The organism is Chengkuizengella sp. SCS-71B, from assembly GCF_040100845.1.
Lineage (GTDB): Bacteria > Bacillota > Bacilli > Paenibacillales > KCTC-33759 > Chengkuizengella.
On sequence record NZ_JAZHSH010000001.1, the window covers coordinates 3,575,254 to 3,586,785 of the forward strand.

The 11,532-nt window shown below is 32.2% G+C and carries 12 protein-coding genes; all 12 read right to left on the bottom strand.

The features are described 5' to 3' along the window. Window positions 1-43: 43 nt before the first annotated feature. Window positions 44-631 carry a class I SAM-dependent methyltransferase gene (locus VQL36_RS17545; protein ID WP_349250545.1) on the bottom strand — a complete coding sequence of 196 codons (588 nt, stop codon included), beginning with the start codon at window positions 629-631 and terminating at the stop codon, window positions 44-46. Next, window positions 625-1,461 carry a class I SAM-dependent methyltransferase gene (locus VQL36_RS17550; protein WP_349250546.1) on the bottom strand — a complete coding sequence of 279 codons (837 nt, stop codon included), beginning with the start codon at window positions 1,459-1,461 and terminating at the stop codon, window positions 625-627. Before VQL36_RS17550 ends, VQL36_RS17545 begins: the two co-directional genes overlap by 7 nt. A 71-nt stretch (window positions 1,462-1,532) precedes the next feature. Continuing rightward, window positions 1,533-2,393: a PDZ domain-containing protein gene (locus tag VQL36_RS17555; RefSeq protein WP_349250547.1), complete on the bottom strand. Its 861-nt coding sequence runs from the start codon at window positions 2,391-2,393 to the stop codon at window positions 1,533-1,535. Beyond that, window positions 2,390-3,640, bottom strand: a complete 1,251-nt coding sequence (locus VQL36_RS17560) for an NAD(P)/FAD-dependent oxidoreductase (RefSeq protein ID WP_349250548.1) — start codon at window positions 3,638-3,640, stop codon at window positions 2,390-2,392. Before VQL36_RS17560 ends, VQL36_RS17555 begins: the two co-directional genes overlap by 4 nt. Then, window positions 3,621-4,346, bottom strand: a complete 726-nt coding sequence (locus VQL36_RS17565) for a PDZ domain-containing protein (protein WP_349250549.1) — start codon at window positions 4,344-4,346, stop codon at window positions 3,621-3,623. Before VQL36_RS17565 ends, VQL36_RS17560 begins: the two co-directional genes overlap by 20 nt. Window positions 4,347-4,414: 68 nt before the next feature. Beyond that, window positions 4,415-4,951, bottom strand: coding sequence for a hypothetical protein (locus VQL36_RS17570; RefSeq protein WP_349250550.1), 537 nt, complete (start codon window positions 4,949-4,951; stop codon window positions 4,415-4,417). Window positions 4,952-5,072: 121 nt separating this feature from the next. Continuing rightward, window positions 5,073-5,426 (bottom strand): VOC family protein, encoded by a 354-nt coding sequence (locus VQL36_RS17575; protein ID WP_349250551.1) that lies wholly within the window; start codon window positions 5,424-5,426, stop codon window positions 5,073-5,075. A gap of 150 nt (window positions 5,427-5,576) precedes the next feature. After that, on the bottom strand, window positions 5,577-6,611 hold the full coding sequence (locus tag VQL36_RS17580) for a Gfo/Idh/MocA family oxidoreductase (protein WP_349250552.1): 1,035 nt from the start codon (window positions 6,609-6,611) through the stop codon (window positions 5,577-5,579). A gap of 1 nt (window position 6,612) precedes the next feature. Continuing rightward, complete coding sequence (locus VQL36_RS17585; protein ID WP_349250553.1) at window positions 6,613-7,809, bottom strand: nucleotide disphospho-sugar-binding domain-containing protein; 1,197 nt, start codon at window positions 7,807-7,809, stop codon at window positions 6,613-6,615. 28 nt (window positions 7,810-7,837) lie between these two features. Then, complete coding sequence (locus tag VQL36_RS17590; protein WP_349250554.1) at window positions 7,838-9,904, bottom strand: hypothetical protein; 2,067 nt, start codon at window positions 9,902-9,904, stop codon at window positions 7,838-7,840. 37 nt (window positions 9,905-9,941) lie between these two features. Next, entirely contained in the window at window positions 9,942-10,211 is a 270-nt protein-coding gene (locus VQL36_RS17595; protein ID WP_349250555.1) for an acyl carrier protein, read from the bottom strand. A gap of 119 nt (window positions 10,212-10,330) precedes the next feature. Then, window positions 10,331-11,497 carry a hypothetical protein gene (locus VQL36_RS17600; protein ID WP_349250556.1) on the bottom strand — a complete coding sequence of 389 codons (1,167 nt, stop codon included), beginning with the start codon at window positions 11,495-11,497 and terminating at the stop codon, window positions 10,331-10,333. Window positions 11,498-11,532: the final 35 nt, after the last annotated feature.

Genomic DNA, 11,532 nt, shown 5'->3' on the forward strand with positions numbered 1-11,532 from the left:
TTAGCAACATTTATTAGCAGTTCAAGATGAAAAGGAATCTGAATCATTTTTTTCTAACAATTAAAAGTGTATTTATTAATACAACTTTTTCATATTCTTGGTTTTCTTGTATCCATTCATCTACTGCAATTTTTGTTTGCCATTGTGGCTCATAATCGTGAATGAGTATTAGACCATTTTTTTTGACTTTTTCGGGATAGTATTTGAGCTCCTTTTTTACATGAGGGTACATATGAGAACCGTCAAGAAACAAAATACTAATCTGTTGATCTAATAATTTATGTGCTTCTTGTGAATCCATTTGCAACACTTTAATTTTGTCTTTCACTTTACACAATGTAATATTTCTCATGAACATAGGATACATTGATTTTCCTTTTAACATTGCTTGATGCTCTAAACTCCCTTTGAAATGATCTATCGTTATCACCCTTCTATGTAACCGAGAAAGAGTTTCACCCATCGCCAGTAATATTGTTGATAGTCCGGCCCAAGCACCGATTTCTACGATGTCACCATCTACATCATGGTTCATGACACATAAAAGCAGTGCTTGTAATTCATCCTCAGTCATCATGCCAAATACTTTATGTTTCTTTAAGTATTTCAGGTATTCATGAAAATTTAACATGTATGTTCTCCTTCTTTTACAAATTTAAGAACATATAGCTGTTTTCTAATGAATTTTTCTGGCGTACTTCCCCATTTTTTATCAACTATCGTTTTCCATTCCATAAATATCCTTTCTCTTTCCGCCTCTGTTAAATGCCCAGTATAGATATCCCGCCTATTTTCAAAATAAGAGATCAAATCATTTTTACTCATTTTTTGAATCCATTTAGGTCCTTTTATAATTTCTGTTTTAAAATGAAGTTGCTCAAGTGTACTTTTTAGTTTATATACCACATCTTCTTTATCTGAAATTGTTCCATCACTTTCAGCCAACATTTCCTCCAATTTGCGATTGCCTTGACTTGCAAGCATGTACCACTGTTTTGTCAGATCATCTATATAAAAGTTGTTTAGCAAAATTTCATCACAATGTATATAAGTCCCACCATTTTTTAAAAGTCGTTTAATCTTTTCTACTAAAAGGGATTTCTCTTCAATAAAATAGAGAACATGGTAAGAAAAAATATGGGAAAAAGATTTATCTAAAAAGTGAATATCTAATAGATCTTGATGTAAAAGTGTCAAATTTTTGGGAATGTGCCCTCCAAGTTTAATTAAAAATTGGGATAACATGTTTTTAGATATATCTACCCCAGTATATTCGTATCCCATTTCAACTAAAGGCAGAGCGGTTCTTCCTGTTCCAACTCCAATATCTAAAATCTTGGAATGATTGATATCCAGTGCTGTTAAATCTATGATAAAATCTATTAATTTTTGAAATGATCTTTCAGGAATGTGTCTTGTCTCATCATACTTATTAGCAACGTGGTCAAAATATGAACTCAAATTATACAACTCCTTATCTCAAAACTTTTCTACATCAGCACTTCCTGTGCTGGGTCTTCTGACACCAGCAACTATCTGTTAAGTCTTGTTTCCTTTCTTTGCTTCCTAATTTCTACTAAATCTTCTGAATTTGTATCAGGATCGATCAGTCCCGTAAAACGATCATCATAAGTTGGGTTTAAAATCGCAGTGTGCATTTGCCCATTTCGTAAATATTCGATATAAATTTCTTTTTTGGTGCTGTAGCTTTTTGAAAGCTCCATCACAAACTCACAATAATTGTTAACAGGTTGATCTGATATTGTTGTAATCACATCACCTTTACGAATACCCACCTCATATGCGGGACCACCTGGGAAACATTCCAATATATAATTCCCTTTGCCTAGTTCTAAATTATAGGTTGCGGAATAATAGTCTGATACTCCAGTATTATTCACACCTATTCTAGGATAACCAAACAACTCATTTCGTAAATCCAAGCCTAATTCCAGCACGCATTTAAGATTGATCAATGAACGTCTCCATCCTGTTTCCATGCATTCTCTAATCCATAAATCATGTGGTTCTTCCCCATAACCCGTAACTTCTACAGTAAGTTCAACCATTTCATCCATTTGCTTTAATTTAAATGTTGTATCTAAGTTATAAGGAACCAATGTCCCATCTGGTAACATAGATTGATATTGATCTAACAATCTAAACCTTGTAGGAAATTCTGATTCAACACATTTGCTTTCATTCTCTATGTCCCCATATATAAAATGAAACACATCACCTGGTTGTGGATTTTGCGGGTCTCCTGTCGTTTGAGCTTTATCGCTTAAGTATGCATTTGATCCAACAGGTAGAGCTATACCTCTCCATACTTTTTCAATGGATGATTCAATGTGAATGATATTGATTGTTTTGTTTAATTCTGAATTGATCATGGATGACTCCTCCTCATTTCATTAATAATTTTTCTTTTTTCCAAACTCACTAACATTTTAAGGTCATCTTGATTCTTAAAATGTAAAAAATCTAAAACGTCACTGCCTTTGTTGCCAAGGTCATGTACAATACTGGGGAATGTACAAATCAGTTTTAACCACGCTTGTTTTTCAGCTGATAGCGGCTGATCAGCCCTTTGAAGAGTAGATATCGCACGGTTGATTTGTATATTGATGATTTCATCTCTTTTGGTTTGATAATCATGGAGTGCATCTTCCCACGATTTGATACCTTTAAAATATAAATCTACGGCAATGCTTAATTCTTTTGCGGATAAAACTGCATCATCCATACCTGTTCCTGAAACTGGATGAACCCATGCTCCCGCATCACCGACTAAAGCCCAACCAGGTCCAAATGAATGTCTGATAAACATCTTTAATGGACCTATGCCTTTTACCCCATCTACAATAGAAGCATTTTCTAATCTTAAACGTAAGTTCTTGTTCTTCATAATAGAGTTTAGCAAAGTTGCTTTGGTATTTTGTTTCATATTCCTATAGTGATCGGGATGTGGCATAACTAAAATGGTATGTAAATCATCGTTAGTAGGAGTGCAAAAAATAATGTCACCTTGATTGAAATACCATTCTACACAAGGGTGTGTAAGAGGATTTACATCTTTGAAGTAGCCATAAATTCCAGCTCTCATCATTTCTGATTCATAGATATATGGGGATTGAACTTCGGAAGCTATCGTAGAATTTCTACCATCAGCTCCTACGACTATTGTTCCATATTGTTTGGTTACACCATCTTTATTCTTCACTTCAACACCAATCGTTTTACCCTCATTGTCCTTGAGAACTTTATTCACTTTATGGTTTTGTTTTACTGTAACATTCGAAAATGAAGAAGCTTCTTGTAATAAAATGTAATCAAATTCTGTTCTTCTTAAACCTAATGCCCTTTTTGTAACAATGATATCTGATTCAAAAAAAGTACCATCCAAATCAATTCGCATTCTATGGAGGCTAGGAGCACCCGATTTTTGTAATTGGTCAAAAACTCCTAATTCTTTATAAATATCAATCTCACCTACAATATGTGTTGATGTAGTATTGCTAGGAAATTGAGAACGATCCAACAATAGTACTTTGTATCCTAATTGTCCTAGTAAAATAGCTAAAGAAGCACCTGCACACCTTGCTCCTGTGATAATCACATCATAATTCAATTGCTTCACCACGCATATATAAGATTTTTCTTTCATTTTCTCTTTTGATTATTAAGTCTTTGAGTTTAAACTGTGAACAATCCATTAATCTGGAAAACTCTTTATAGCTATTCACTTTCATTCCATTAATCTGCTCAATGATATCATGTGGTTTGAGGTTTATTTTTTCAGCCAATGTGCCTTTTTTAATCTGTGTAATGGTGATGCATTGCGTATGATTATCCGTACTTTTTTCTGTAAAAAGGATACCCAAGTTATTCTCTTTAAAAAGCTGTTTTCTACAATCAATTCCGGTTTCGTTTACAGATTTTAAGTTCAATAACACTTTATTATAGGTATAGTCAAAAATATCTTTTATGTTCTTGCCATAATTTCTATGAAAACCAAAAATATCAACTTGTAACAATGTATTATTCTCATCAAATGATTCTAAAGAAAATAAAGTCCTCAAAGGCATAATTCGTTTCTCGTTGTTAAAGCTAATTTTATATATGTTTCTTAATTCAATCATTTTAGGAGGAAGCTTTTTAAAAACAAATCCTGTATTGGTTATGTTTCCATATTGGTAATGAAACTTGTCTCTTACTTGCAATTCGTCGTTACTTTCGTGATAACCGCTATCCGCTAACCAACTTGTTATGCCGTCTATGTGAGCGATAGACCAAAATACTTTTTCAATTTCACGTTCTATCAAAATTTTTTTTGAGACACACATAAATTACCTCCAGAATTGTTTTAAAATACTGACAAAAGCAAATTGCTTTTGTCAGTATAATAGCTAGATTAATTTGATTGGCAGCAGTTATAAATTGTGCCAGCAAATTCACCTTTTTCGTTGTTCAAAGTAATAACATCTTCTGAACGGAACTCAGAATCTTGTGGTGGAAGACCTTTCACTTCACCAACCATGTGGATTGGTTTGTCATTCATCAACACACCTTCTGGTGTTTCGATTTTCCAATATAACCAAGATTCTCCTCTAACACCATCATGAATCGTTTTATTTATTGGAATATTTACTACTCCTTTTAAAGCATGTCCATGTGATTCTAAACCACCCTTAACAGTGACTTTTTCACCTGGCCATAATACTTTAGACGTTGCTTCAAGATTTACATTGTGAATATCCAACTCCACATTTACTCCACTTTTTAATTCAAAATCTGAATCAGATACAGTGAATTGAGTAGCTTTCACTTGAGTGAACTCTAACTTTTCAGTTCTGCCATCTGGTAGTTCTAAAATAGTAGAACTATTAGATGTTGGTAAAGACATTTTAATTTTTTTCAATAGACTTTCTTTTAATAAACTTTTAAACATAAAAAACACATCCTTCATAATATGATTAAGATTTGGCCAAATACTTAATTATATTATGAAGGATGCTGACATGTATTTCTCAGTATATATTTAGAAGCTTCCTGTTATTTTTGATATTTTGTTAGAAATGGCAGACTTCTAATTTATTTCCGTATAAATCATAAAAATCAAAAAACGATACAGAGCCATCTGCTTGAATTTCCTCTACCTGCACATTTCTTTCTTGTAAATGTTTATGAACTTTTTCAATATCTTTTACGTATAAAATAGGATAACAGCTATTCTGAGGCGTTGTAACATTTGGAACTTCATGTAAAGTAATTGGCGTTTCTGAAACTTTTAACACGATGTACTTTTCTTTTGGATCTTCAAAAGAGGATTCTAAACCCAACCGATCCATATACCACTGTCCAGCTTCTTTATAATCCTTCACCTGAATTATAATCGTGTCAACTCTCTCAAACAATTTTTCCATAACACAATCCCTCCATAAATCATTATAAAACAACTTACAAAAGTGAAGTGCATTGAAGTCCATCTAAGATAGAAAGTTCACTTTCATATCTGTTTAAAAAATACCATAAACATTATATTTTGTCCAAGTATTGTAATATAGTGCAATTAATCATTCTTTGATACAGACAGTTTGTTTAGTTTTTGCCGATTGTTCCGCAGCAAAAGTTGCTTTTAATGTACCTAGAAACGTTTTGGCAGAAATAAAAGTAGGCTCAGTCTTGCTCATTACTGAATTCACAAAATAATTGATTAAACCTGAATGACAGTACCCACTTTTTTCTTTCATCAACCAATCCACTTCTACTGTTTCTTCCATATTTTCTTTTAAAATCGTCAATCCAGGTTTGTCAGGGTCTTGCTCTAACAATAATGTTCCAAATTCACAAGAAATCATAAGTTCATTATGAACCCAAGGTGTGTAGGTCCAACTGGTTGTTATCGTACATAATGTATTCCCTTCAGTTTTCATGATAACGATCGCGTTATCATCTACATTTGTAGGTTTTTCAATCGTAGATTTAAGTGAAGATACTTCAGTGATCTCCTCATTTAAAAACCAGCGAATAAGATCAATTTTATGTATGCCCAAATCACCTAAACTCCCAAAAAAACTTTTTTCTCTCTCAAAGAACCAATTTTTCTCTCCTTCTACACTCCAATGTTCTGGACCGCTATGACCAAAAGAAGCTTTGATTTGATAAACTTTGCCAAAATCACCATGGTCTAAAATTTCTTTTATTTTCTGATGTGCTGGCACCAATCGCTGATTTAAACCCACTGCCAAATACACATTTTTTTCATCTGCTAATTTATTCAAAGCTAAAGCATCCTTATAATGAGTGGATAACGGTTTTTCACACAACACATGTATTCCTTTATTTAAACAAGCTTTCGCAATCTCTGTATGTGTATGATTGGGTGTACATATTGAAATGATATCCAAGTCATGGTGTTCAATTAAATCCTTTGTACTTTGATAATAGTTTCGAATATTAAATTGATCCGCTACTTCTTTAGCCCTGCTTAAATTTATATCAACCACGCCTACGAGTTCAACAAATCTATTCTCTTTATACTCGGGGATGTGCCTATTCTGAGCAATCGCACCTGTTCCAATCACTCCTACTTTTAGTTTTTGGATCATTTTATTCATTCCTTCCTGTTAAATGATCTAGTATTTTAGTTAATACATTATCTAAACAATAATCTACATTCTCATTCAGCTTTTTCAATTCATTTTTATAACTGCTGGAAAGAAGCACTTTCGATATCACTCGCTGCATCACTTCCTCATTCATATACGCTGGTACTACATATTCACCTATCCCTAGCTTTTTGACTTGTCTTGCATTAAATTCTCTTTCTGATATCGTTGGAATAATAATTGAAGGAGTTTCATATTTCAGCGAAGCCATACAACTGCCATGACCACCATGATGTATGAACAGTTTCTTGTCTTTGATCATTGAAGGATTAAACCACCTGACAATCTTTATATTATTAGTTAACAAATTCGTTATTTCTTTAGGAAGTGTTTCATCTTTAGCAATGGATACTAAAACCTTATAGTTACTTTGGGTGAGCGTAAGCAAAGAATGGTATAAAACAAATAGTCCTGAGTTTCCTGCCCCATCCTTTAATCTCCCTGGATAAATCATAATATCAGGATGAAACTCTGATTGTGGCAGGACCTCTTCCTCAATTAAAAAATCATTAACTAGAGGGCCAGTATAGAGCACATTATCAGCATGTATAGGGTCAAAACTCGGTAAACTTGGAATAAGATCCAGCTCCCCTCGATTTAACTCTTCCAAACAACTAATATGATCCAAGCCCAATTTACTTAATACTTTATTTACTACATGTACAATGTCAGGCAGGTTTTCAGGTTTGTTTTCCCACCACCTTATTCTTAAGCCGTCTGGATGAAAACAGGATTGATTTATTGTGATATGCGGGATATCTAGGTATTTAGCAGCAATGGCTGTCTGAAGGCTTAAATCAGAAAATACAATGTTCGGTTGATATTCTTGCAACAACTTGATTCTTTCCATAATTAAAGTTTCAACAAAATGTTCATCCATAAATCCAAACCTTGCATAATACGTATTTAAATCATAAAACAATGGAGTAGGCAAAAAGGTATATTTTTTCACAGGAGGGGGAATATGATCCCAATCACTTAAAACATGATAACCAAGGTTCAGTATAAATTTTTCTTCATTTGAACCATAAGTATTAAAGCTGATCTCATATCCTTTTTTTTTAAAAAATTCAGCAATAGGTACGGCTCGAACAATAGGACCTAAGCCACCGCTTAACCCCCAAAAAATTTTTTTCACTATCTCACCTCTCTTCACTTCTTTGCTTCTACTTCAAGTTATTCGTCCAAATATTTTTATGGGCACTATAAATATCATGATTACTTATCACGTAAGCAGATAGCCAATGTTGATTAATTTGAGTTTTAGGGCTTAAATTGACTTGAAATATGACTTCTTTCACTTGATTTGGTTTACATTTGACTTGCTGTATTTGATCGAACACCTCCACTCCCTCACCTTTTCCATATACAAATTCTAATCCTGTTAAAAATGTGCAGGAATGAGGCATATGATTTATGATTTGAACCAACACGGTATGTGTAGAGTGAACAGATAAGGACTCTTCAGAAATGATTTTCACTGATATAGAGCTATTTTTAGGGAGGTCATTCACAATGCCACATACAGGACACATGATCATATTTCTTTCAAACTGATAATCGACCTTGCCTGTTCCACGTATAAGTATACTTGGCTCTTTACAATACGGACATGGAGTTGAAGTCTTGTAATCACTTATCATATTTATATTATTCCAGTAAGATTCTGTAAAACCAAACCTTTGCTTTTTTGTTACTTTCAAGAGATGTTCAAGTAATAATTCCTCACATCTTTTAATAAGTTCTTTCATCTTATGGAGGGTTAATTCTTGCTTTTCTTTATAGAAAAAACAAAAAGCAGCAGCTTGTGATACATTTGAGAAATTTTTCTTCAAGGATTTTATTTCATTTAGAAGAGATTTACATTTTAAAATGTTAATATTAAAGTTGTTTAAATTTTCAAATAATTGGATGGATTGATCTATTGATGTTATATTTAATGGCGATTTAAATTGTAATTCTATCCTTTTCAAAGGATATAGTGAATAAATATAAATATAAACCTTATTTTTTAAATAAATAATGTTGTAATAAACCTCTTGTTTTTGATTACATACAAATACATCTAGCTCTTTATTAATTAACGCCTTTTTTATACGTTCGTCTGTGACTTCAATAGAAAGGAAACACATTTCTTCACATGCAAAAATGTTATCATCCAATGAAGTTAATTCTACATATTCCCTTACATTTTCATCCTGCTCTTTAAATGTTAATGTAGGATCTCCATACAAAAATAGCTGCGGGAAATCGTGATGATTAATCAGCGCACTTTTATTTAATAGACTTGTAATTTTCCCTAAACTTTCACCGCTGGCTAGTAAATAATGAAACAATATATTTTCATATGATTGACCATTTTTAATAAAAGGGGAGGCTATTAACGCTGAAGTTTTACCCTTTAAAAAAGAAGCACTTAAGAGGTAATTTTGATCAAAGTTACCTTCCCCAATCCTAAATCCTAAACACGTATTTAAAAACACAACATCTGCCTCTACTTCCGTTGCTTTAATTAATAACTCCTCTGAATAAAAACATTCTCCAAAATGAGCACAATGTGGAAGTTTATGATGGTCAAATTCATTTAGGGATGTATCTAAATGTTTGCCGCATAACAATGAATCGTTGAGTAAAACCTCATTATCTCTACCATGACTGATCATATTAAAAGTTTTTAATGGATTACTAACTAGCTCTTTCAATTCGTTATTATTCAATGTTTGAGATGAAAATGTTTGCAAATGAGCTGACTTTGGCAATTCTCCTTTGCTTGTATTTAAGATTAATACATTTTGAGTACTGTTGCTACTAAAACACTTTAAACTTTTGTCCAATTGGTGCACTAACTCTTCACTATTTTTAGGTACAAAAAATCCAAAATCAATGTCAAAGTAATGATGATATAAAACCTTTTGTACTATCAATAAATGTTTGTTTTGAATTGTGGGATAAATGCCTAGCAAAGTGATTGAATTTATGTCTTTCCTTTCTATTAGAGAAGTGATTTTTTTTTCTATTAATGTTGGAGAGGCAACCTCCACCACTTTATTCGTATACAAAGCATAATATAAACTATAGGCTAAAATTTTATAATCATCTGTGACGATTAAGAGAATATCCTTGCTACTATGCTCTTTCAACTGATATGATTTCCAGAACTTTTCAACTTCAACCTCTTTTATTTGTGCCATTTTTCTCAAGTCCGTTTGAAACAAAGAAGGTATCGTATTCATTGTATTCCTCCTTTAACGTATTTTATTTTTGTGTAAACTATTCTAGTTTTTCCATACATAACCTTGTAATTTGATTTATCGTTTGAAAGTTTTCTGGCAGAAGCTCTTCATCATCAAATAAAATATGAAACTTTTCTTCAAGATCAATGATTAATTCAATCATTCCAATGGAATCAAATCCATATTCAGCTAGGTGATCGGTATCTTCAATTTCCTCCTTTGTTTTTAATATTTTTATAATATTTTTTTTTACTATAATAAAAACTTCAGCTTCACTTAAACCGTATTCAGATTTAAATTGTTCCATTTTTACCACCGCTCCCATTAATATTATGCGTTCAAAAAGCTCATTCTTATATTTTTTAGTTTACCTATATGTATTATTTAATGACTCAGTTTTTCTAGACAAACTACCAGCTAATTTTGTTATTTTATACTCCTGAATATATTTATTATTTTAAAAGTAGGATCAATTTTTTTACATTTATCATCAAAATGTATAATATTATCTCGATAATATGAAAAATTCGACATTATTTTGTTATATTGTTCTAAAATTTTTATTTGTGAACATTCAGAAGGCTCAACAATTTCACCTAAACCATCTCTATCAACAAAGTTAGTAAAGTATCGACTATCCCATCCTTGTGGCACGGATATTTGTGGTATTTTGTTTTTAATACTGTTAAAAAACGAACCATAACTTCCTTGGTTCAGAACTAATTTACAATTTAAATAGGGCATCACTTGATGTTTTTTACAATCAACGAATAACACGTTTTTTTGCTTCACCTTGATCTTTTGCATCATAGACGATGTGCAACGTATGATGAGGTTTTCTTTATCGTGCAATGAACGAATACATTCTTCAATAAAATGAACAGTTTGCATTAAAAATTGAGGATTATCATAAGTTAATGTCTCTATCAACACATGATGATGAAATTTGGTCTTTTTAAAATATTGTTTGCTGTTTTTATATAACTGTGGACCGATAAAGAAAAAATGACTGGGTGTGTTTACTTCATTGATATTGTTCGCTGGGATCATGTGCAAATAAGGGGAAACACCAACATATGAAATGTTTGATCTGTAGCTGCGTGGAAGTGGTGTTAATTGATATTTTTTTCTTAACTGATTTAAATATCTCTGCATAAAGAGAATAATCGTTTCGTTCTCTTCAGGCTCATTTTCTTGTTTTGCTTCTAAAGTAAAGCTAGCCGGTTCAACACTAAACCATGGGATTTTCTTTATTTCACATGCGTAGGAGGCACCAGACAGACTAGAATCCAATAACACAACATCTATATGATGATGTTCAATCACACTTAACATTTCTATTAAATGTTGTTCTTCTTGCTGAAATTCATTTTTAATTTCGTGAGCTAACGATTGGAATGTAGCGTTATCTTCAAAAGACATTTCTTTACATTTGCTCTCAATAAAGTTCCAATGCTCCATAATGGGTATATCTTTAAAGCCAGGTGCATTTAAAACAAATATTTCCACTCCTTGTTTAGCAAGTGTTTGACCTATATTATACAAAACTAAAATATGTTCTAAAATAGGTTTTGACGTCATTAGAATCCTCATGGTTCATTCCTCACCTCCCACCTATTTATTTTGAT

Bases quoted from the DNA above. Each gene is read 5' to 3' on its own strand.
- VQL36_RS17590 (WP_349250554.1), bottom strand. From the start codon at position 9,904: ATGAATACGATACCTTCTTTGTTTCAAACGGACTTGAGAAAAATGGCA.
- VQL36_RS17570 (WP_349250550.1), bottom strand. From the start codon at position 4,951: ATGTTTAAAAGTTTATTAAAAGAAAGTCTATTGAAAAAAATTAAAATG.
- VQL36_RS17580 (WP_349250552.1), bottom strand. From the start codon at position 6,611: ATGATCCAAAAACTAAAAGTAGGAGTGATTGGAACAGGTGCGATTGCT.
- VQL36_RS17575 (WP_349250551.1), bottom strand. From the start codon at position 5,426: ATGGAAAAATTGTTTGAGAGAGTTGACACGATTATAATTCAGGTGAAG.
- VQL36_RS17595 (WP_349250555.1), bottom strand. From the start codon at position 10,211: ATGGAACAATTTAAATCTGAATACGGTTTAAGTGAAGCTGAAGTTTTT.
- VQL36_RS17545 (WP_349250545.1), bottom strand. From the start codon at position 631: ATGTTAAATTTTCATGAATACCTGAAATACTTAAAGAAACATAAAGTA.
- VQL36_RS17565 (WP_349250549.1), bottom strand. From the start codon at position 4,346: ATGTGTGTCTCAAAAAAAATTTTGATAGAACGTGAAATTGAAAAAGTA.
- VQL36_RS17555 (WP_349250547.1), bottom strand. From the start codon at position 2,393: ATGATCAATTCAGAATTAAACAAAACAATCAATATCATTCACATTGAA.
- VQL36_RS17600 (WP_349250556.1), bottom strand. From the start codon at position 11,497: ATGAGGATTCTAATGACGTCAAAACCTATTTTAGAACATATTTTAGTT.